General features: G+C 71.7%; 17 protein-coding genes. 9 read left to right on the top strand and 8 right to left on the bottom strand.

The features are described 5' to 3' along the window. The first annotated feature begins 329 nt into the window (after positions 1–329). On the top strand, positions 330–1,487 hold the full coding sequence (locus ACZ7JZ_RS03390; protein ID WP_470932695.1) for an alkaline phosphatase PhoX: 1,158 nt from the start codon (positions 330–332) through the stop codon (positions 1,485–1,487). A 145-nt stretch (positions 1,488–1,632) separates the two neighbouring features. Here ACZ7JZ_RS03390 and ACZ7JZ_RS03385 read toward each other — a convergent pair whose 3' ends face one another. The 3 genes from ACZ7JZ_RS03385 to dusB all read right to left on the bottom strand — a co-directional run bounded on the left by ACZ7JZ_RS03385 (position 1,633) and on the right by dusB (position 7,336). After that, complete coding sequence (locus ACZ7JZ_RS03385; protein ID WP_470932693.1) at positions 1,633–2,634, bottom strand: ArsR/SmtB family transcription factor; 1,002 nt, start codon at positions 2,632–2,634, stop codon at positions 1,633–1,635. 490 nt (positions 2,635–3,124) lie between these two features. Next, positions 3,125–5,839, bottom strand: coding sequence for a pyruvate, phosphate dikinase (gene ppdK / locus ACZ7JZ_RS03380; protein ID WP_470932691.1), 2,715 nt, complete (start codon positions 5,837–5,839; stop codon positions 3,125–3,127). Between the two features lie 354 nt (positions 5,840–6,193). Continuing rightward, the gene (dusB, locus tag ACZ7JZ_RS03375) at positions 6,194–7,336 is read right to left on the bottom strand and encodes a tRNA dihydrouridine synthase DusB (protein WP_470932689.1); all 1,143 of its coding nucleotides are present in this window, start codon (positions 7,334–7,336) and stop codon (positions 6,194–6,196) included. A 52-nt stretch (positions 7,337–7,388) separates the two neighbouring features. Here dusB and ACZ7JZ_RS03370 point away from each other — a divergent pair, with 52 nt between their 5' ends. The 3 genes from ACZ7JZ_RS03370 (at position 7,389) to ACZ7JZ_RS03360 (ending at position 10,901) form a co-directional block, all read left to right on the top strand. Then, positions 7,389–8,864 (top strand): MFS transporter, encoded by a 1,476-nt coding sequence (locus ACZ7JZ_RS03370; RefSeq protein ID WP_470932687.1) that lies wholly within the window; start codon positions 7,389–7,391, stop codon positions 8,862–8,864. 379 nt (positions 8,865–9,243) lie between these two features. Further along, positions 9,244–10,293 (top strand): aldo/keto reductase, encoded by a 1,050-nt coding sequence (locus ACZ7JZ_RS03365; protein ID WP_470932685.1) that lies wholly within the window; start codon positions 9,244–9,246, stop codon positions 10,291–10,293. A 20-nt stretch (positions 10,294–10,313) separates the two neighbouring features. After that, positions 10,314–10,901, top strand: coding sequence for a TetR/AcrR family transcriptional regulator (locus ACZ7JZ_RS03360; protein ID WP_470932683.1), 588 nt, complete (start codon positions 10,314–10,316; stop codon positions 10,899–10,901). A gap of 141 nt (positions 10,902–11,042) precedes the next feature. On the opposite strand, the gene ACZ7JZ_RS03355 is transcribed toward ACZ7JZ_RS03360, so the two are convergent. Beyond that, positions 11,043–12,425, bottom strand: coding sequence for a glycine--tRNA ligase (locus ACZ7JZ_RS03355; RefSeq protein ID WP_470932681.1), 1,383 nt, complete (start codon positions 12,423–12,425; stop codon positions 11,043–11,045). Between the two features lie 156 nt (positions 12,426–12,581). Here ACZ7JZ_RS03355 and ACZ7JZ_RS03350 point away from each other — a divergent pair, with 156 nt between their 5' ends. The 4 genes from ACZ7JZ_RS03350 (at position 12,582) to ACZ7JZ_RS03335 (ending at position 15,808) form a co-directional block, all read left to right on the top strand. After that, on the top strand, positions 12,582–13,577 hold the full coding sequence (locus tag ACZ7JZ_RS03350) for a metal ABC transporter substrate-binding protein (protein WP_470932679.1): 996 nt from the start codon (positions 12,582–12,584) through the stop codon (positions 13,575–13,577). A gap of 29 nt (positions 13,578–13,606) precedes the next feature. After that, a complete protein-coding gene (locus tag ACZ7JZ_RS03345; RefSeq protein ID WP_470933366.1) occupies positions 13,607–14,416 on the top strand; it encodes a metal ABC transporter ATP-binding protein in 810 nt (269 codons plus the stop codon). Continuing rightward, positions 14,416–15,282: a metal ABC transporter permease gene (locus ACZ7JZ_RS03340; RefSeq protein WP_470932677.1), complete on the top strand. Its 867-nt coding sequence runs from the start codon at positions 14,416–14,418 to the stop codon at positions 15,280–15,282. The genes ACZ7JZ_RS03345 and ACZ7JZ_RS03340 overlap by 1 nt, the downstream gene beginning before the upstream one ends. An 88-nt stretch (positions 15,283–15,370) precedes the next feature. After that, complete coding sequence (locus ACZ7JZ_RS03335; RefSeq protein WP_470932675.1) at positions 15,371–15,808, top strand: Fur family transcriptional regulator; 438 nt, start codon at positions 15,371–15,373, stop codon at positions 15,806–15,808. Positions 15,809–15,883: 75 nt separating this feature from the next. Here the strand turns inward: ACZ7JZ_RS03335 and ACZ7JZ_RS03330 are convergent, their stop codons facing one another. The 4 genes from ACZ7JZ_RS03330 to ACZ7JZ_RS03315 form a co-directional block, all read right to left on the bottom strand. Further along, on the bottom strand, positions 15,884–16,714 hold the full coding sequence (locus ACZ7JZ_RS03330) for an isoprenyl transferase (protein WP_470932673.1): 831 nt from the start codon (positions 16,712–16,714) through the stop codon (positions 15,884–15,886). Positions 16,715–16,727: 13 nt separating this feature from the next. After that, positions 16,728–17,474, bottom strand: coding sequence for a DNA repair protein RecO (recO, locus tag ACZ7JZ_RS03325; RefSeq protein WP_470932671.1), 747 nt, complete (start codon positions 17,472–17,474; stop codon positions 16,728–16,730). Between the two features lie 97 nt (positions 17,475–17,571). After that, positions 17,572–19,107 carry a nucleobase:cation symporter-2 family protein gene (locus ACZ7JZ_RS03320; protein ID WP_470932669.1) on the bottom strand — a complete coding sequence of 512 codons (1,536 nt, stop codon included), beginning with the start codon at positions 19,105–19,107 and terminating at the stop codon, positions 17,572–17,574. Positions 19,108–19,718: 611 nt separating this feature from the next. Beyond that, positions 19,719–20,414 carry a TerB family tellurite resistance protein gene (locus ACZ7JZ_RS03315; RefSeq protein WP_470932667.1) on the bottom strand — a complete coding sequence of 232 codons (696 nt, stop codon included), beginning with the start codon at positions 20,412–20,414 and terminating at the stop codon, positions 19,719–19,721. A 200-nt stretch (positions 20,415–20,614) separates the two neighbouring features. Here ACZ7JZ_RS03315 and ACZ7JZ_RS03310 point away from each other — a divergent pair, with 200 nt between their 5' ends. Continuing rightward, entirely contained in the window at positions 20,615–21,373 is a 759-nt protein-coding gene (locus ACZ7JZ_RS03310) for an SDR family NAD(P)-dependent oxidoreductase (protein ID WP_470932665.1), read from the top strand. Positions 21,374–21,426 lie beyond the last annotated feature (53 nt).

Here is a 21,426-nt window from a genome sequence, read left to right as displayed (position 1 = left end):
TGCTGCGTTCGAGGGGTAGACCCCTTGGCACCACGGAACTCATCGGTTCCTGGCAATTTTTTTCCAAGAATTCTGCCCGACCCGAAAAACCGCAGGTCAGAGCAGGCGAGGCGAGGCCGCGAGAACCCGGTCCGCCTCCCCGTCCCCGTCGGCCGCGGCGCCCCGGCGGCGGGGACCCCGACGGGCCGCCGCCCCGCCGCCCGGAGGACTCCCCCCGGCCCCCGGCGCGACACGTACCGTTGACGCGCCGTCAATTCGGCACTCCTATGTTCCTCGGCGCGACCCCGCGACCACCCGGCCGCGGGGCCTGTCTCCCCCATGGAGTGACCGTGGAACGTCGTACCTTCCTGCGCGGTGCCGCGATCGGCACCTCGGCCGCAGCCTTCGGCGGCACGCTGATGCGCGGGGCCGCGTACGCAGCCCCCGCCCAGCCCGGCCCCGGGCCCTACGGAGCGCTCGGCGCGGCGGACGCGAACGGGATCCAACTGCCCAGCGGGTTCACCAGCAGGGTGATCGCCCGCTCGGGGCAGACCGTCGGCGGCACCTCGTACACCTGGCACAGCGCCCCCGACGGCGGAGCCTGCTTCGCCGACGGCTCGGGGTGGATCTACGTGTCCAACTCCGAGATCAACCCGAGCGGCGGCGCGAGCGCGGTGAAGTTCAACTCCTCGGGCACCGTCACCGGCGCGTACCGGATCCTCTCCAACACCCGCACCAACTGCGCGGGCGGCAAGACCCCGTGGAACACCTGGCTGTCCTGCGAGGAGGTGGACCGCGGCTTCGTCTACGAGACCGACCCGTGGGGCGTGAACGCCGCCGTGCAGCGCCCCGCCATGGGCCGCTTCAAGCACGAGGCGGCCGCCGCCGACCCGGTCCGCCAGGTGATCTACCTGACCGAGGACGAGTCCAGCGGCTGCTTCTACCGCTTCATCCCGACCACCTGGGGCAACCTCTCCTCCGGCACCCTCCAGGTCCTCAAGGCGGGCACGGCCTCCTCCGGCTCCTTCACCTGGCAGACCGTGCCCGACCCGGACGGCTCCCCGACCGCCACCCGCAGCCAGGTCTCGGGCTCGAAGAAGTTCAACGGCGGCGAGGGCTGCCACTACGCCAACGACACCGTGTGGTTCACCACCAAGGGCGACAACCGGGTCTGGCAGCTCAACCTGCTGAACAGCACCTACGAGCTCGCCTACGACGACTCCCTGGTCTCCGGCGGCGCCCCCCTGACGGGTGTGGACAACGTCACCGGCTCCACGTACGGCGACCTGTACGTGGCCGAGGACGGCGGCAACATGGAGATCTGCGTCATCACCCCGGACGACGTGGTCGCGCCCTTCCTGCGGATCACCGGCCAGTCCTCCTCGGAGATCTGCGGCCCGGCCTTCTCCCCGGCCGGCAACCGCCTGTACTTCTCCAGCCAGCGCGGTACGAGCGGCAGCTCCTCCGGCGGCATCACCTACGAGGTGACGGGCCCCTTCCGCACCTGATCCGCGGCGGGCCGCACCCGCTGCCACCGCAAAGTCCGGCCGCGGCCGGGACGTCCAAGGCCCCCGGCCCCGGGTACCCCCCGGGGCCGGGGGCCTTCCGCGCGCCGCCCGGCGGGGCACCACCGGGCGGCGCGCGGCGGGTGCCTCAGGAGGCCACGGCCCCGCCCCGCAGGAGGGCCGCGCCCAGCGGGGTGACCGTGTGCAGGACGGCGCTGCCGTGCCGCAGGGTGGTCACCAGGCCCGCCTCCCGCATCACGCAGGCGTGCTGGCTCGCGGAGGCCAGCGAGACCCCGGCGCGGCGCGCCAGCTCGCTGGTGGTCGCCCCGTCCCCTATGGCCCGCAGCACCACGGACCGGGTGTGCCCGACGAGTTTGCCGAGGGTGCGCTGGCGGTACTCCTCCGCCGGCCGGCCCGGCTCCGCACCGGGGTGCGCCGAGGCGAACTGCGCCGCGGCCGGGTAGACCAGCACCGGGGGCAGCTCGGGGTCGTGGAGGGTCACCGCGGTCCGGCGGCAGAAGAACGAGGGCTGGAGCAGCAGCCCGCGCCCGCGCAGCCGCACGTCCCGGTCCACGGGGTAGTCGCACTCCAGCACCGGTGCCCGCCAGCGCATCATCGTCGGCAGCGAGGCCAGCAGCTCGTCCGCGCCGCCGTCGAGCAGGGCCCGGCCGCGGGCGGCCCGCTCGGCCTCCACCTGGGCCTGGATGTGCGGCCAGTACGGCTCCACGGCCGCCCGGTGGTACCGGCGCAGCTCGCCGACCAGCCGGGTCATCTGCCCGGGCCCGCCCTCCGCGAACTCCCTGATGCGCCCGGACAGCACCCGGCCCGGCCCGGTCAGCAGGGCGGTCTCCCGGCGCAGCCGGTGCGCCTTCGTGCCCTCGACCGCGTCCAGCCCCAGGTCCATGCCGTACCGGCCCTCGACCGGGGTGAGGAAGTCCGGGAAGTACCCACGAGTAGGTATCAACGCGCCCAGGAGGCGTGTTTCAGCATTCAACCGGGTACGGGTTTCGGTACGCCAATCGCCGAACAGCCGGACATCCCGACGGTCTCTTAATCGGTGGAAACTCAGAATCGTTTCCCACAACGCATCGGGTCTTCCCGCCATCCGCACCCGTGCCAGGTCCACTCCAGTGAAATGGATACGCAGCACCGAACCCCCACCTGTGCAACCGCAATCCCCCCGCCCCACGAGTATGCACACCGTCACGCGACGTCACCACGCCCTTTCGGCCACAGTTGAAACCCCTTTCGGCAGGGGCGTGACAAGCGAAATGCTGTACTCCGCCGGGCACACTCCGGGGCGACCGGAAACGCTCCGCGAAGGCCGTGGGGGGCTTTGCGGAGCCTGGCGGTCGGTCGCCTTGGGATGCGCCGACGTGTCCGGCAGATTGACAGGAGGCGGCGGACGGGTGGGGATCCGTCCGCCGCCTGCTGGTGTGCGGGCGCGTACGGCCGGAGAGTGAATTCCGGTTAATGAACGATCAACCAAAATCGGACATGCCGGAGCCGCCGCCGGCCCCTCGGTGAGGGTTGAGGTGGGCCGGCGACGGCTCCGGAGTGGGAGGCGCCGGCCCCGGGAGGTCAGGGTCTCCCGGGGCGGGCGCCGTCTGGGGGCCTTGCGGGGCGCTCGGCGCGCCGCGTCAGCGGCTGTCGCTGCCGGCCGCGTTCGAGGCGGCGGCGCGGCCGGACTCCAGGCGGGCCACCGGGATCCGGAACGGCGAGCAGGAGACGTAGTCGAGGCCGGCCTCGTGGAAGAAGTGCACCGACTCCGGGTCTCCGCCGTGCTCGCCGCAGACGCCGAGCTTGAGGTCGGGGCGGGTGGCGCGGCCCTGCTTGACGGCGTGCCGCACCAGCGAGCCGACGCCGTCCTTGTCGATGGTCTCGAAGGGCGAGACCCCGAAGATGCCCTTCTCCAGGTACGCGGTGAAGAAGCTGGCCTCGACGTCGTCGCGGGAGAAGCCCCACACCGTCTGGGTCAGGTCGTTCGTACCGAAGGAGAAGAACTGCGCGGCCTCGGCGATCTGGCCGGCGGTCAGCGCGGCCCGCGGGAGCTCGATCATGGTGCCGATGGTCAGCTTCAGCTCGGTGCCGGTGGCGGCCTCGACCTCGGCGATGACCGCGTCGGCCTCCTCGCGGACGATCTCCAGCTCCTGGACGGTGCCGACGAGCGGAATCATGATCTCGGGGCGGGGGTCGCCCTTGGCGTTCTTGCGCTCGGCCGCGGCCTCGGCGATCGCCCGCACCTGCATGGCGAACAGGCCGGGGATGACCAGGCCGAGGCGGACCCCGCGCAGACCCAGCATCGGGTTCTGCTCGTGCAGCTTGTGCACGGCCTGGAGCAGGCGCAGGTCGTTCTCGTTGGGGTCCTTGCGGGCCTCGGCGAGGGCGACGCGCACCGACAGCTCGGTGATGTCGGGCAGGAACTCGTGCAGCGGCGGGTCGAGCAGGCGGACGGTGACCGGCAGGCCGTCCATCGCCTCGAAGAGCTCGACGAAGTCCTTCTTCTGGAGCGGCATGAGGGCACTGAGTGCCTGCTCGCGCTCGGAGTCGGTGTCCGCGAGGATCAGGCGCTCGACCAGCTCGCGGCGCTCGCCGAGGAACATGTGCTCGGTGCGGCACAGGCCGATGCCCTGGGCGCCGAAGCGGCGGGCGCGCAGCGCGTCCTCGGCGTTGTCGGCGTTGGCGCGCACCCGCAGGCGGCGGACCCGGTCGGCGTACGCCATGATCCGGTGGACGGCCTGGACCAGCTCGTCGGCGTCGTCGGCGCCGGCGTGCATCCGGCCCTCGAAGTACTCGACGACCGGGGAGGGTACGACCGGTACCTCGCCCAGGTACACCTTGCCGGTGGAGCCGTCGATGGAGACCACGTCGCCCTCCTCGACCACCACTCCCGAGGACGTGGTCATCCGGCGGCGCTTGGTGTCGACGTCGAGCTCCTCGGCGCCGCAGACACAGGTCTTGCCCATGCCGCGGGCGACGACGGCGGCGTGCGAGGTCTTGCCGCCGCGCGAGGTCAGGATGCCCTCGGAGGCGATCATGCCGTCGAGGTCGTCGGGGTTGGTCTCGCGGCGGATCAGGATGACCTTCTCGCCGGAGCGCGACCACTTGACGGCCGTGTACGAGTCGAAGACGGCCTTGCCGACGGCCGCGCCCGGGGAGGCGGCGATACCGCGGCCGACCTGCTCCACCTCGGCGGTCTCGTCGAACTTGGGGAACATCAGCTGGGCGAGCTGCGCGCCGTTGACCCGCTGGAGGGCCTCGGCCTCGTCGATGAGGCCCTGGTCGACGAGCTGGGTGGCGATGCGGAAGGCGGCGCCGGCGGTGCGCTTGCCGACGCGGGTCTGCAGCATCCACAGCTGGCCGCGCTCGATGGTGAACTCGATGTCGCACAGGTCCTTGTAGTGCGTCTCGAGGGTCTCCATGATGCCCATGAGCTGGTCGTACGACTTCTTGTCGATCTGCTCCAGATCGGCGAGCGGCACGGTGTTGCGGATGCCCGCCACCACGTCCTCGCCCTGGGCGTCCTGGAGGTAGTCGCCGTAGACGCCCGCGTGGCCGCTGGCGGGGTCGCGGGTGAAGGCGACGCCGGTGCCGGAGTCGGGGCCGAGGTTGCCGAAGACCATGGAGCAGATGTTGACCGCGGTGCCCAGGTCGCCGGGGATGCGCTCCTGGCGGCGGTAGAGCTTGGCGCGGTCGCCGTTCCAGGAGTCGAAGACGGCGTGGACGGCGAGGTCCATCTGCTCGCGGGCGTCCTGCGGGAAGTCGCGGCCGGTCTCGGCCTTGACGATCTCCTTGAACTGCGCGACCAGGGCCTTGAGGTCGGCGGCGTCGAGGTCGGTGTCGACGGTGACCTTCTTGGCGGCCTTGGCCTCCTCGAGGGCCTCCTCGAAGAGCTCCCCGTCCACGCCGAGGACGGTCCGGCCGAACATCTGGATCAGGCGGCGGTACGAGTCCCAGGCGAAGCGCTCGTTCTTCGCCTGGACGGCGAGGCCCTCGACGGAGGCGTCGGAGAGGCCGATGTTGAGGACCGTGTCCATCATGCCCGGCATCGAGAACTTGGCGCCGGAGCGGACGGAGACCAGCAGCGGGTCGTCCGACTGGCCGAGCTTCTTGCCCATCGTCGCTTCGAGGGCGTCCAGGTGGGCGCTGACCTCGTCGCGCAGCGCGGCCGGGGCCTCGCCGCTCTCCAGGTAGACCTTGCAGGCCTCGGTGGTGATGGTGAAGCCGGGGGGCACGGGGAGACCCAGGTTGGTCATCTCGGCGAGGTTGGCACCCTTGCCGCCGAGAAGGTCCTTGAGGTCCCGGTTGCCCTCGGTGAAGTCGTAGACGAACTTCTGATCTTTGTTTTCCGACACGGGTCTCGACTCCTCGAGGACTCGGTGGCTGCCCTGACGGCCAGGAACATACCCAGATCGAAGGCGTTGCGGTACGTCCACTTGGCGGTCATGGGGCTTCAACCACCCGTCCGCCAGCAGATCGAAAGTAACTCAACGGTAGCGAGAACCGAGAAAGATCGTTCACCTTCCGAAGCCCGGACCCCCGGGACAGGCCTGAACACGCTCAGGTGAGCGATCATCGATACATTTGCGTTCACTTCTTGAACGAACAAAGGGTGGCACCCAGTGCCACCCTTTGAGAAGTGCATCCGCGGTGAAGGCGCTCATCTGAGCGCAACCCCTCGCATGCGTGGCGCATATCACGCCCGCCGTTCAGCCCCCGGACGTGTCCAGTTCGGCTTCCTCGCTCACCCCTGCGCAGTCGTACGGATCCTTGAGCCAGCCGTCCGGGAGGACAACCCGGTTGTTTCCGGACGTACGGCCCCGGGGGCCGTCCGCGCTCTCGGGCCAGGCCTGGTCCAGGTCCAGCTCGCTCAGATGAGCGTCGAGCTCGGCCGGGGAGGAGGTGACCGCCAGCTTCTTGCGCATCTCGGAGCCGACCGAGAAGCCCTTGAGGTACCAGGCCACGTGCTTACGGAAGTCGATCACTCCGCGGGTCTCGTCGCCGATCCACTCCCCCAGCAGGGTCGCGTGCCGCAGCATGACCGCCGCGACCTCGCGGAGGTTCGGGGCGTAGTAGTCCTGCGGCCGGCCCTCGAAGGCGGCCACGAGGTCGTTGAACAGCCACGGGCGGCCCAGGCAGCCGCGGCCGACCACCACGCCGTCGCAGCCGGTCTCGCGGACCATGCGCAGGGCGTCCTCGGCGCACCAGATGTCGCCGTTGCCGAGCACGGGGATCTCCGGCACGTGCTCCTTGAGGCGGGCGATGGCCTCCCAGTCCGCGGTGCCACCGTAGTGCTGGGCGGTGGTGCGGCCGTGCAGGGCGACGGCGGTCACGCCCTCCTCCACGGCGATCCGGCCCGCGTCCAGGTAGGTGAGGTGGTCGTCGTCGATGCCCTTGCGCATCTTCATCGTGACCGGGAGGTCCCCGGCGCCGGCGACGGCCTCGCGCAGGATGGCCCGGAGCAGGTTCCGCTTGTAGGGCAGGGCGGAGCCGCCGCCCTTGCGGGTGACCTTGGGGACGGGGCAGCCGAAGTTCAGGTCGATGTGGTCGGCCCGGTCCTCCTCGACGATCATCCGGACCGCCTTGCCGACCGTGGCGGGGTCGACCCCGTACAGCTGGATCGAGCGCGGGGTCTCGGCGGCGTCGAAGTGGATCAGCTGCATGGTCTTGTCGTTGCGCTCGACCAGCGCCCGCGTGGTGATCATCTCGCTCACGTACAGCCCCTTGCCGCCGCTGAACTCGCGGCAGAGGGTACGGAACGGGGCGTTGGTGATGCCGGCCATCGGCGCGAGCACCACCGGCGGCTGCACGGTGTGCGGGCCGATGGAGAGGGCGGGGGGGAGCGTGGTCATCCCCCCATTCTCCCCCATCCTCCATTTCCTTAGTTAGGCGTACTATCGAGAAGTGACCGAGTCGAGCCGCCGGCGGCGCATCCTCGTCCTGGCGATCTGCTGCACCAGCCTGCTGATCGTCAGCCTGGACACCACCGCGCTGCACACGGCCCTGCCGTCGATGCGCCGCGAACTGGGCGCCTCCGTCGCGGGCATGCAGTGGACGGTGGACGCGTACACGCTCGTCCTGGCCTCGCTGCTGATGTTCGCCGGGTCCACCGCCGACCGGATCGGCCGCCGCAGGGTCTTCGCAACCGGCCTGGTCCTCTTCACCCTGGGCTCGCTGCTCTGCTCCCTCGCCCCCGGGCTGGGCTGGCTGATCGCCTTCCGGGCCGTGCAGGCCGTGGGCGGCTCGATGCTCAACCCCGTCGCGATGTCGATCATCACCAACACCTTCACGGAGCCCCGCGAGCGGGCGCGCGCCATCGGCGCCTGGGGAGCCGTCGCCGGACTGTCGATGGCACTGGGCCCGCTCGTCGGCGGGCTGCTGGTCGACACGGTCGGCTGGCGGGCCGTCTTCTGGGTCAACCTCCCGGTCGGCCTCGCCGCCCTCGCCCTGACCCTGCGGTACGTACCGGAGTCCCGCGCCCCGCGCCCGCGCCGGCCCGACCCGGTGGGCCAGGCGCTGGTCGCGACCCTGCTGGCCGCCGTGACCTTCGGGATCATCGAAGCCCCGGCGGCCGGGTGGACGACCCCGCAGACCCTGGCCTGCGCGGGGGTGGCGGCCGGCGCCGTCGCTGGGCTCGTCGCGTACGAGTCCCGCCGCGACGAACCCCTCATCGACCCGCGGTTCTTCCGCAGCCCGCCCTTCAGCGGTGCCACCGTGACCGCCGTCTGCGCCTTCGCGGCCCTGTCCGGCCTGCTCTTCCTGACCACCCTGTACCTCCAGGAGGTACGCGGATACAGCGCCCTGCGGGCCGGGCTCACCCTGCTGCCCATGGCGGGCGCCGCCATCGTCTGCTCCCCCCTCTCGGGGCGGCTGGTCGCAGCCGTCGGCCCCCGGCTGCCGCTGCTCGCGGCGGGCACGGCGACCGCCGCGAGCGGCCTGCTCTTCGCCGTCTTCCACGCGGCGAGCCGTCCGGCGCTGCTCCTGTGCGCCCTCACCCTCTTCGGCATCGGCTTCGGCCTGGTCAACGCCCCCATCACGGTGGCCGCGGTGTCCGGCATGCCGAGGGCCCAGGCGGGGGTGGCGGCGGCGGTCGCCTCGACCAGCCGCCAGACGGGCGGCGCGCTCGGCGTAGCCGTCATCGGGGCCGTCCTGGCCTCGGGCCCCTGGACCGCGGCCTCCGGTCCCGTGCCCGCACAAGCCGCCACCACCCTGGCCGCCTCCTTCGAAACCGCCGCCCGCCCCGCCTGGTGGATCATCACCGCCTGCGGCGCCCTCATCACCACCGTCACCCTCCTCACCACCCCCCGCCACTCCCCCACCCCCCTTCCGGAAACCGGCACCCCACCCCACCCCTCCCCCCTCCACCACCCCCAGAACTGAGCACCCCCGGACCGCCCCCAGAACTGAGCACCCCCGGCCACCCCCCAGGCCGCACCCGACCCATCCACCGCCGGCGAATCCCAGCCCCGCCGGCGCTTGAGGCGCGGGGGTGCGGGGGCGCGGGGGCGGAGCCCCGAACCCACCCCCCACCGGCACCCGACCCACCCACCCCGGCAACATCCAGCCCCGCCGACGTTTGAGGCGCGGGGGTGCGGGGGCGGAGCCCCCGCTTCGGGAAGGGGCGGGTAGGGGAAAGCCCCGCGCAGCGGCCGAACCCACCGCACACCGACCCACCCACCCCCCCACCCCACCGGTGGACCATTCAACCCACGGAGTGACAGATATTGAAATCTGTCATCGGTCATGCCATTCTCATTGCATGACGACGCACACGCAGACCCCCCAGGCCCCCCACACCCCGCGAACCCTCGGTTCGACCGGCCCCACCGTCTTCCCCCTCGGCCTCGGCTGCATGGGCATGTCCGCCCTCTACGGCGAAGCCGACCGCACCGAGTCGATCGCGACCATCCACGCCGCCCTGGCCGCCGCCCCCGACGGCACGGACGTCCTGCTCGACACCGGCGACTTCTACGGCATGGGGCACAACGAGCTCCTCATCGCCGAAGCCCTCCGCTCCGCCCCGCCCGCCGCCCGCGCCAAGGCCCTGACCAGCGTCAAGTTCGGCGCCCTGCGCACGGTGGAAGGCGGCTTCACGGGCTACGACGGCCGCCCCGAGGCCGTCAGGAACTTCCTCGCGTACTCGCTCCAGCGCCTCGGCCGGGACCACATCGACGTCTACCGCATCGCCCGCGTCGACCCGGCCGTACCGATCGAGGAGACCGTCGGCGCGATAGCCGAGGCCGTCCAGGCGGGACACGTCCGGCACATCGGCCTGTCCGAGGTCGGCCCCGACACCCTGCGCCGCGCCGCCGCCGTCGCCCCGATCTCCGACCTCCAGATCGAGTACTCCCTCATATCCCGCGGCATCGAGGCGGAGATCCTGCCGACCGCCCGCGAGCTCGGCATCGGCGTCACGGCGTACGGGGTCCTCTCCCGCGGCCTGATCAGCGGGCACTTCACCCGGGACCGGGCCCTGTCCGCCGGTGACTTCCGCGGGATGAGCCCCCGCTTCCAGGGGGACAACCTCCACCGCAACCTCGACCTGGTCGAGGCCCTGCGCAAGGTCGCCGAGTCCCGCGGGGTCACGGTCGCGCAGGCCGCCATCGCCTGGGTCCTGTCCCGCGGCTCGGACATCGTGCCCCTGATCGGCGCCCGCCGCCCCGACCGCCTCGCCGAGGCACTCGGTGCCCTGGACCTCGCGCTGGACGCCTCCGACCTCGCCGCGATCGAGGCGGCCGTCCCCGCGGACTCCGCGGCGGGCGAGCGCTATCCCGCGGCGCAGATGGCCCACCTGGACAGCGAGCACTGAGATCCGGGTACGGTCGTGCCATGCCAGCCGCCGAAGCCCTGACCCCCGAGCGCATCCTCGAAGCCACCGAGGAGGTGCTGCGCCGCTACGGCCCCGCGAAGGCCACCGTCGTGGACGTGGCCCGGGCCCTGGGCGTCAGCCACGGCACGGTGTACCGGCACTTCCCCTCCAAGGCCGCCCTGCGCGAGGCCGTGACCAGCCGCTGGCTGGACAGGACCGCGGGCCGGCTGGAGGAGATCGCGGCGGCACCGGCCGAGGCCGCGCCCTCCAAGCTGGAGTCCTGGCTGGAGGCCCTGTTCGACGCCAAGCGGCACAAGGCGGGCGACGACCCCGAGCTGTTCGCCACGTACACCGTGCTGCTCGCCGAGAACAGCTCCGTGGTCGACGCCCACCTCGACGAGCTGATCGGGCAGCTCGGCCGGATCATCGCGCAGGGCGCGTCCGCGGGCGAGTTCGCCGCCGGGGACGTGCCGGCGACGGCCCGGGCGGTCTTCGACGCCACCTCGCGGTTCCACGATCCGCAGTACGCGCCGGAGTGGGCCCGCCCGGAGATCGCCTCCGAGTTCGAGGCGGTCACCTCCCTGGTGGTGCGCGGCCTGCGCCCCTGAGCCCGGCGGCCGCAGCCGAACCCCTCCAAGCCGTAAGGGAATCCCCCGGCACGGCGAAACCCCCGGCTCCGAGGACGGAGCCGGGGGTTTCGTACAGCCGGGTGGGCCCGCAGGCCCGGAGGGGGCCCGCAGGCCCGGGGACTAGCAGCCCAGCAGGCGGGCGCCCAGGTAGGACTGGATCTGGTCCAGGGAGACGCGCTCCTGCTTCATGGTGTCGCGCTCGCGCACGGTGACCGCGTTGTCGTCCAGGGTGTCGAAGTCGACGGTGACGCAGAACGGCGTGCCGATCTCGTCCTGGCGGCGGTAGCGGCGGCCGATGGCGCCCGCGTCGTCGAACTCGATGTTCCAGTTCTTGCGCAGGTCGGTCGCGAGGCCCTTGGCCTTCGGGGAGAGCTTCTCGTTGCGAGACAGCGGGAGCACGGCGACCTTGACCGGCGCGAGGCGCGGGTCGAGGCGCATGACGACGCGCTTCTCCATGACGCCCTTGGCGTTGGGCGCCTCGTCCTCGACATACGCGTCGAGCATGAAGGCGAGCATCGCGCGGTTCACACCGGCCGCGGGCTCGATCACGTACGGCACGTAGCGCTCGCCGGCCTCCTGGTCGAAGAAGGACAGGTCCTGGCCCGAGGCCTCGGAGTGCGCCTTGAGGTCGAAGTCGGTGCGGTTGGCCACGCCTTCGAGCTCGGAGAACTCGTTGCCGCCGAAGTTGAAGCGGTACTCGATGTCGGCGGTGCGCTTCGAGTAGTGGGACAGCTTCTCCTTCGGGTGCTCGTACCAGCGGATGTTCTCCTCGCGGATGCCGAGGCCGAGGTACCAGTCCCAGCGCTGCTGCATCCAGTACTCCTGCCACTGCTCGTCCTCGCCCGGCTTGACGAAGAACTCCATCTCCATCTGCTCGAACTCGCGGGTCCGGAAGATGAAGTTGCCCGGAGTGATCTCGTTCCGGAAGGACTTGCCCATCTGCGCGATGCCGAACGGCGGCTTCTTGCGGGAAGTCTGCTGCACCTGGCCGAAGTTGGTGAAGATGCCCTGGGCGGTCTCGGGGCGCAGGTAGGCCTTCGAGCCGGTGTCCTGGGTCGGGCCGAGGTGGGTCTCCAGCATGCCGGAGAACTGCTTGGGCTCGGTGAACTGGCCCTTGTTGCCGCAGTTGGGGCAGTTGACGTCGGCCAGGCCGTTCTCGGGCAGGCGGCCGTGCTTGGCCTCGTAGGCCTCTTCCAGGTGGTCCGCGCGGTGGCGCTTGTGACAGGCGGTGCACTCGGTCAGCGGGTCCGAGAAGGTCGCGACGTGACCGGAGGCCACCCAGACCTCGGGGGCGAGGATCACGGAGGAGTCGATACCGACGACGTCCTCGCGCGCGGTGACCATCGAACGCCACCACTGGCGCTTGATGTTCTCCTTCAGTTCGACACCCAGCGGCCCGTAGTCCCAGGCGGCACGCTGACCGCCGTAGATCTCGCTGCACGGGTAGACGAAGCCACGGCGCTTGCTGAGGCTGACGATGGTGTCGATCTTGTCGGCGGCCACGGTGCTCTCTTCATTACGAGGACGAACGGAGAAGCCTTTAGCGTACCGGCGGCATCACCCCCGGTTTCAAATCGGTTCCTCTTATACCGCGCGCGAGGCAGCCCTGCCCGACGGGGGTTTTGACAACCGTTTCCATTTTTGATGAAAATGAGTGTCATGAACGTACGACGACTGATACCCGCCGCCGCCCTCGCCGGAGCCGTCGCCCTCGGTGGCACGGCCCTCACCGCCTGCTCCGGGGCTACCGCATCGGGCGGGAACAAGGACGGCAAGCTCGACGTCGTCGCGTCGTTCTACCCCGTGCAGTTCCTCGCCGAGCAGATAGGCGGGGACCACGTGGCGGTCAGCTCGCTGACCAAGCCCGGGGTCGAGCCGCACGATCTGGAGATCACCGCCCGGCAGACCGCCGCCCTCGACGAGGCGGACGTGGTCCTCTACCTGAAGACCCTCCAGCCCGCCGTGGACAAGGCCGTCGAGCAGTCCGGCGCCGGCGCGAAGGTGGACGCGGCCGCGCTGACCACCATGGAGACCCACGGCACCGCGGGCGGGGACGGCCACGCCGAGGAGGGCCACGGCGAGCACGAGGGCCACGCCGAAGGCGACGGCCACGACCACGGCCACGGCGAGGCCGGCGAGGACCCGCACGTCTGGCTCGACCCCGTGAAGTACTCCGAGGTCGCCCAGGGCGTCGGCAAGGCCTTCGCGAAGGCCGACCCGGCCCACGCCGCCGCCTACGAGAAGAACACCGCCGACCTGGTCGCCAGGCTGAAGACCCTCGACGGCGAGTTCGCCTCCGGCCTGAAGGACACGGCCACCCGCACCTTCATCACCACCCACTCCGCCTTCGGCTACCTCGCCGAGCGCTACGGCCTCGACCAGGAGGGCATCAGCGGCGTGGACCCCGAGTCCGAGCCCAGCCCGGCCCGGATGAAGGACCTCCAGGCCCTGGCGCGCAAGGAGAAGGTCACCACCGTCTTCTTCGAGACCCTCGCCAGCCCCAAGACCGCCGACGCCCTCGCCGGCGACCTCAACCTCAAGACGGACGTACTCGACCCCCTGGAAGGCATCACGGACACGTCCCAGGGCAAGGACTACTTCGAGGTCATGCGGGCCAACCTGAAGAACCTCGAGAAGGCGCTCGGCGCCAAGTGACCACCCCAGCAGCGACGGAGGCGCAGGCCATGAAGTCCACGGCACCGGCGGACCGGGCGGGCTCCGCGGAAGCGGAGCAGCCCGTCATATCCCTGCGCGGGGCCACGGCCTCGCTGGGCTCGCGCACCGTCCTGCGCGGGGTGGACCTCACCGTCCGCCGCGGCGAGGTCGTCGCCCTCCTCGGGGCCAACGGCTCCGGCAAGTCCACGGCCGTCCGCTCCGTCGTCGGCCAGGTGCCGCTGACCGGCGGCGAGCTGTCCCTCTTCGGCACCCCGTTCAAGCGGTTCAGGGACTGGTCGCGCATCGGGTACGTACCGCAGCGCACCACCGCCGCCAGCGGGGTCCCCGCCACCGTCCGCGAGGTGGTCACCGCCGGGCGGCTGGCCCGCTCCCGCTTCGGTTTCCTGCGCAGGTCCGACCGGGAGGCCGTGGACCGGGCGCTCGCGCTCGTGGACATGCTCCCCCGCGCCGAGACCTCGGTGAACGCCCTCTCCGGCGGCCAGCACCAGCGGGTGCTGATCGCGCGGGCGCTGGCCGTGGAGCCCGAACTGCTGATCATGGACGAGCCGATGGCGGGCGTGGACCTCGGCAACCAGGAGGTCCTGGCGAACGCCCTGCGCCGGCAGGTCGCGGCCGGGGCCGCCGTGCTGCTCGTCCTGCACGAGCTGGGCCCGCTGGAGCCCCTGATCGACCGGGCCGTCGTCCTGCGCGACGGCTGCGTCGTCCACGACGGCCCGCCCCCGGAGGCCGTGGGCCAGCACGCCCTGCCCGGCCACGACCACGTACACCCCCATGCGGCCCACGATGCCGAGCCGCTCCGGACGGGACTGCTGAGCTGATGGAATTCCTCGAACCCGCCTTCATGCAGCGGGCCCTGATCGCCGCCCTCCTGGTCGGCATCGCGGCGCCCGCCATCGGCACGTACCTCGTCCAGCGCCGGCAGGCGGTCATGGGCGACGGCATCGGGCACGTCGCGATGACGGGCGTCGCCCTCGGCTTCCTGCTCCAGACCAGCCCGGTCTGGATGGCCACCCTGGTCGCCGTGGTCGGCGCCGTCGGCATGGAGCTGATCCGCTCCCGCGGCAAGACCAGCGGCGACATCGCGCTCGCGGTGCTCTTCTACGGGGGCATGGCCGGCGGAGTCATGATCATCAACCTGGCGCCGGGCGGTTCCACGGCCAACCTCGTCAGCTTCATGTTCGGTTCGATCACCACGGTCGCGGCCGAGGACGTCACCGCCATCGCCCTGCTCACGGCCTTCGTCGTCGCGATCACCATCGGACTGCGCCGGCAGCTGTTCGCCGTCTGCCAGGACGAGGAGTTCGCCAAGGTCACCGGGCTGCCGGTGCGCGCCCTGAACCTGCTCATCGCGGTCACCGCCGCGGTCACCGTCACCGTGGCCATGCGGATCGTGGGCCTGCTGCTGGTCAGCGCCATGATGGTGCTGCCGGTCGCGGCGGCCCAGCGGCTGACCCGCGGGTTCACCGCCACCCTGGCCCTGGCCATCGCGATCAGCGTCTCCGTCTCCGTGTCCGGCACCGTCGGCACGTACTACGTCGAGGCCCCCTCGGGCGCCGCTATCGTCCTGCTCACGATCGGGGTGTTCCTGGTGCTCTCCGCGGTGTCCGCACCGCTGGCCCGCAGGCGGGCCAGGAGCGCCCGGGGGGCCGGGGAGCACTGCACGCGGGACGATGTGAGGGTCTGAGCCGCACCGCCGCAGCGCCCGCCCGCCGGGCCTGCGCGCGGCGGCGGGACTGGCACAATGGCCCTTCGGCCGATGTGAGGAGGAACCGGTGGGGACTGCGCCCGGCGAGACGAAGACCGCGCCAGTGCGAGGCCGATCGACCCGGCAGCGGGCCGCCGTGGCGGCCGCCCTGGACGAGGTGGACGAGTTCCGCAGTGCCCAGGAGCTGCACGACATGCTCAAGCACCGCGGCGACTCCGTGGGCCTGACCACCGTGTACCGGACCCTGCAGTCGCTGGCCGACGCGGGCGAGGTGGACGTGCTGCGGACCAGTGACGGCGAGTCCGTCTACCGCCGCTGCTCCAGCGGCGAGCACCACCACCACCTGGTGTGCCGGATGTGCGGCAAGGCCGTCGAGGTGGAGGGTCCGGCCGTGGAGAAGTGGGCGGACGCCATCGCCGCGGAGCACGGCTTCGTGAACGTGGCCCACACCGTGGAGATCTTCGGCACCTGCGCGGACTGCGCGAAGGGCAAGCCCGCGGCCTGACCGCCGGCCCGGAGGCGATGCGCGAGCCCCCCGCCCGTACCCACGGGCGGGGGGCTCGCGCACATCCGCTGCCGGTCAGCCCTTCGGCTGGCCCTGGCCGGGGATCTCGTTCGGCAGGGCGCCGCCGAAGCGGCGGTCGCGGCTGGCGTACTCGTGGCAGGCCCGCCACAGGTCGCGGCGGTCGAAGTCGGGCCACAGCACGTCCTGGAAGACCATCTCGGCGTAGCTGCTCTGCCAGATCAGGTAGTTCGAGGTGCGCATCTCGCCGCTGGGGCGCAGGAAGAGGTCCACGTCCGGCATGTCGGGGTAGTACAGGTACTTCGCGAAGGTCTTCTCGTTGACCTTCGACGGGTCCAGCCGGCCGGCGGCCACGTCGCGGGCGATGGCCTGGGCGGCGTCCGCGATCTCGGCGCGGCCGCCGTAGTTGACGCAGAAGTACAAGGTCATGGCGTCGTTGTCGACGGTCTGCTCCTGGGCGATCTGGAGCTCCTGGACCACGGACTTCCACATCTTCGGCATCCGGCCGACCCAGCGGATGCGGATGCCGAGCGCGTTCATCTCGTCGCGGCGGCGGCGGATCACGTCGCGGTTGAAGTTCATGAGGAAGCGGACCTCGTCGGGCGAGCGCTTCCAGTTCTCGGTGGAGAAGGCGTACAGGGAGAGGTTCTTGACGCCCATCTCCAGGCAGCCCTTGAGCACGTCGAGGACCACGCCCTCGCCGACCTTGTGGCCCTCGGTGCGCGGGAGCCCGCGGTCCTTGGCCCACCGGCCGTTGCCGTCCATGACGATGGCGACGTGGTTGGGGACGAGCTCCCCGGGGATCTTCGGCGGGCGCTCGCCGGAGGGGTGCGGTTCGGGAGTGAGGTACTCGCGGCGGGTGCGTCCCAGGATCCCGCGTCGTGCCATGGCGCTGCGCTCCTTATTTCTCTACGTATCGCAAGGAGCGTAGCCCGCGCTCCAGGTGCCAGTGCAGGTAGGCGGAGACCAGTCCGCTGCCCTCCCTGACGTACCGCGGCTCGCACGCGTCCGCGGCGGCCCAGTCGCCGGTCAGCAGGGCGCTGAGCAGGGCGACGGCCTCTGCCGAGGGTACGACGCTACCGGGGACCCGGCAGTCCCCGCAGACCACTCCGCCCGCGGAGACCGAGAAGTGGCGGTTCGGCCCGTGGATTCCGCATTTGGCGCAGTTCTCGAAGGAGGGGGCGTAGCCGTTGACCGCGAGGGAGCGCAGGAGGAAGGCGTCGAGGATCAGGTGCGGCTCGTGCTCGGCGCGGGAGAGGGTGCGCAGGGCGCCGACGAGGAGGAGGTACTGCTGGACGGAGGGTTCGCCCTCGTGGTCCGTGAAGCGCTCGGCGGTTTCGAGCATCGCGGTGCCGGCGGTGTAGCGGGCGTAGTCGGTGACGATCCCGCGGCCGTAGGGGGCGATGATCTCGGTCTGGGTGCAGAGCGGGAGGCTGCGGCCGACGAGCTCGCTGCCGCGGGCGAAGAACTGCACGTCCACGTGGGAGAAGGGTTCGAGCCGGGCGCCGAATTTGGATTTGGTCCGGCGTACGCCGCGGGCGACGGCGCGGACGCGGCCGTGGCCGCGGGTGAGGATCGTGATGATCCGGTCCGCCTCGCCCAGTTTCTGGGTGCGCAGCACGATGCCGTCGTCGCGGAACAGACTCATGGGCCCATTGTCCCGTACGGCACTGACAGCCCCGTGCGCAGCGGTGGCCCCCGACCGGCCGGGGGAGCCGGTCGGGGGCCGTCGCCCCTTGGGAGGATCAGGGGGCCGGCGTCCTGGCGGGGTCGCCCGCCGCGTCGGCGTCCGGGGCTCCGCCGCCCGCGGGGGCGGCGGACGGGGCGGCTGCGGCGGCCGGGGCGGGGGCTTCGTCGGCAGGGGCTTCGGCGGCCGGGGCGGGGCCCTGGGCGGGCACGGCGGGGGCGGCGGCGGGTGCCGGGTCCTTGCCGAGCCCGTTGAAGAGCAGGTTGAGGACGATCGCGGCGGTGGCGCCGAGGGTCACGCCGCTGTTGAGCAGCGAGGCGAGGTCGGTGTCCATGTGCTTGTCGCTGAAGAGCACCGGCACGGTGGCGGGGAGCAGGGCGAAGGCCAGGGAGACGCCCACGACGAGGGCGTTCTTCTCCTCCTTGAGGTCGGCCTTGGCGAGGGTCTGGATGCCGGCGAGGGCGACCATGCCGAACATCACGGTGGCGGCGCCGCCGAGGACCCCGTGGGGCACGGAGGCGACGATCGCGGCGGCCTTCGGGAGCAGACCGAGGATGATCATGAACACGCCCGCGGCGACGACCACGAAGCGGCTCTTGACCTTGGTCATCCTGACGAGGCCGACGTTCTCGGCGAAGGCCACGTACGGGAAGGAGTTCAGCACGCCGCCGAGGGCGGTGGCGGCGCCGTCGGCGCGCAGGGCGCGGGCGACGGTCTCGCTGTCGACCTCCTTGCCGACGATGTCGCCGACGGCGTACGTGTCGCCGGTCGTCTCGACCATGGTGATCAGCATGACGATGAGCATGAGGAGGATCGGGAACCACTCGAACTTCGGCATACCGAAGTGGAAGGGGGTGGTGACGCCGATCCAGTCCGCGTCGCCGACCCCGCCGAACTTGGCGTCCCCGAGGAGGAAGGCGACCGCGGTGCCGCCGATCAGGCCGAGGAGGATCGCGATGCTGGAGAGGAAGGGCCGGCCGATCTTCATCAGGATCAGGATGAAGAGCATGGTGCCGCCGGCGTAGGCGAAGTGCTTGGGGTCTCCGAAGTCGGGGCTCCCGAGGCCGCCGGCCGCGTCGTTGAGGCCCACGGGCAGCAGGACGATGCCGAGGACGGTGATCACCGTGCCCGTCACCACCGGCGGGAAGAGCCTCATGACCGTGCGGAAGGCCTGGGCGGGCAGCCAGGCGAAGGCGAAGGTCGCGATGCCCGCGGTGATGACCGCGCCGTAGATCAGCAGGAGGGCGGCGGTGCCCCCGCCGGCTCCGAGGCCGATGGCGATCATCGGGGAGACCGCGGTGAAGGTCACGCCCTGGATCAGGGGGAGGCGGGCGCCGACGCGGCCGATGCCCCAGGCCTGGATGATCGAGGCGATACCGCAGGTGAAGAGGTCCGCGTTGATCAGGTAGACGAGCTGTTCGGGGCTCAGTTTCAGTGCGCTGCCGACGATGATCGGGACGATCACCGCGCCTGCGTAGAAGGCGAGTACGTGCTGGAAGCCGTACAGCGCGAGCTTGGGAAGGGGGAGCACCTCGTCGACCGGGTGCGTGCTCTGCTCTCCGTCTGCGGAGAGCCGGGCGGCGACACGTGCCATCTCTGCCTTGCCCTTCAAGAGGTAGGTAAGTGAGAGGAGATCTGGTTATCCCTGGTCCGGCAGCTCTGGCGGCAGGGTTGTCAGTGCAGTCACGTGGATTCGAAGCCCCGCCGGATGACCAGCAGCGTCTCGTCGTGTGACCGAAATCAAACGCCCGTGACCGGCCTCACGGACATCGTCGACTTCTACAAAGTGTTGATGCTGACGCGGCACCACTTTGTCGGATCGCACAGTGGTGCGCCGGGCAGCGGGGGGCTATGAGGCAGCGGGGCGGTCCGGTGCGATTCGCCCTCCGCGGGCGCGAATCCCCTGGCCGCGCGCGGTGCGCGACCAGGTGCGCGGCGGGTTTCTGCCTGCGAATGCGAACAGGCTGTGAACCCTTCGTGAAGGCCTTCGGGGGTGGGCCGCCCGGACCCCGGAAGGACCACTTCCGGACACCTTCCCGGGCCCTCCGGGCCCCCTCGCGGGCCCCGCGACGCGAAATCGTTACCCGCGCCCGGCCGTTGGTACGGACCGCAGCACCCGCCGGTGTCCGGACACACGGCAACGGGCACCGCTCAGCGGAGCGGTGCCCGTGCGTGCCGGTGGTGCGTGCCGCTGGTGCGTACGGATCAGGAGGGGGTGCGCGGGGCCGCCGCGAGCAGCCGGGTGACCTCGTCGGAGCCCAGCCGCAGCGCGCTGCCGACCGTCAGCAGCACGTCCCGCTCGGCCGGGCTGTACGGGCCGTCGGCCAGGGCGATCCGGGCCCCCTGGAGCAGGACGGCCTCGCGGCCGGCGGGGGCCAGGTGCGGGGAGAGCGGCTCCAGGGCCTCGTGCAGCTCGATGGACAGCGAGGCCCCGAACATGTCGGCGGACAGTCTGCCGGAGTCCCCCGAGAGCGCCTCGACCACCGAGGACAGCTCCTCCTCGGTGCAGTCCTCGAACCCTGCCGCCCGGGCCGTGGCCACCGCGGCCTCCAGGGCCGCCGGGGAGTCCGTACCGCCCGCGGACAGCACGGCGAGGACCACGGTGTGGATGCCGTCGCGGAGCATGGCCCCGAAGCGGGTGCTGGTGGGGTGGTCGAGCACCTCCGTGCCGAACCGGTCCCGGCAGGAGCCGCACTCGACGACAGGGCCGGTCTTCCCGCGCGGGACCAGCGGGAGGCCCAGGAGGGTGAAGCGGCGCCGGCCGGTGCGGCGGCGGTAGTTGCGGTCCCCGCCGCAGCCTGGGCAGAAGAACTCGCCGTCCCCGACGGTGCTCCACGTGGTGCGGGTCCCGCACACGGTCCAGGTGCGGTTCCGGCCGTTCTCGCCCCGAGCAGGCAGCACGTCCCACCTCCGTTTCGCCCCGGGCCCGAAGGCCCGGCAGGGAGCACGCGGCCCCATCACCGCGCTGGCGTGATGTTAGCCACACCGGTGTGGTGACGGCAGCCCTGTGACGAGAGATCTCCCGTAGGCGAACGGGAGTTGGCCGAAGTGCGCCCCTGCGCGCCCCCTCGTGCGCCCGCACTCCGCCTACGGTGTGCGGCGTGAAGGACAAGTCGTGTCTGGTGACCGGGGCCGCGAGCGGGATCGGACGGGCCACGGCCCTGCTGCTGGCCCGCGGGGGTGCCGGGGTCACCGCCTCCGATGTGAACGCGGCGGGCCTGGCGGCCCTGCGCGCCGAGCTGGCCGCCGAGGACATCCCCGTGGAGACGGTCACGGGAGACGTCTCCGATCCGGCCGACAACCGCCGCATGGTGGAGGCGGCGGTACGGGCCTTCGGCCGCCTGGACGCCGCCGTGGCCAACGCCGGGGTGATCCCGCTGTCCGACATCCGCGGGACCACCGTCGAGGACTGGGACCACGTCATGGCCGTGGACGGCCGCGGCATGTTCCTGACCTGCAAGTACGCCATCGAGGCCATGCTGGCCCAGGAGCGGCCCGGCGGGGCGCTGGTGTGCGTGTCCTCGATCTCGGGGCTGGCGGGGCAGGCCCGCCAGGCGGCGTACGGGCCCGCCAAGTTCGTGGCCACGGGGCTGACGAAGCACCTGGCCGTGGAGTGGGCCGCGCACGGCATCCGCGTCAACGCGGTCGCGCCCGGGACCATCCGTACGGAGCGGGTCCGGGCCCTGGACTCGGAGCCGGGCGGTCCCGAGTACCTGGCGGAGGTCACCCGGGCCCATCCCATGGGCCGGATCGGGGAGCCGGAGGAGGTGGCGCGGGCCATCGCCTTCCTCGCCTCCGACGCGGCCTCCTTCATCACCGGGGCGGTCCTGCCGGTGGACGGCGGCTACCTGGCCCGCTGACGGGTCCCCGCGCACGGGACGGGCCCCGCCCCTCCGGCAGGAGGAGCGGGGCC

The organism is Streptomyces sp. NPDC038213 (genome assembly GCF_055600495.1).
This window is presented reverse-complemented; position numbering and strand designations above follow the sequence as displayed.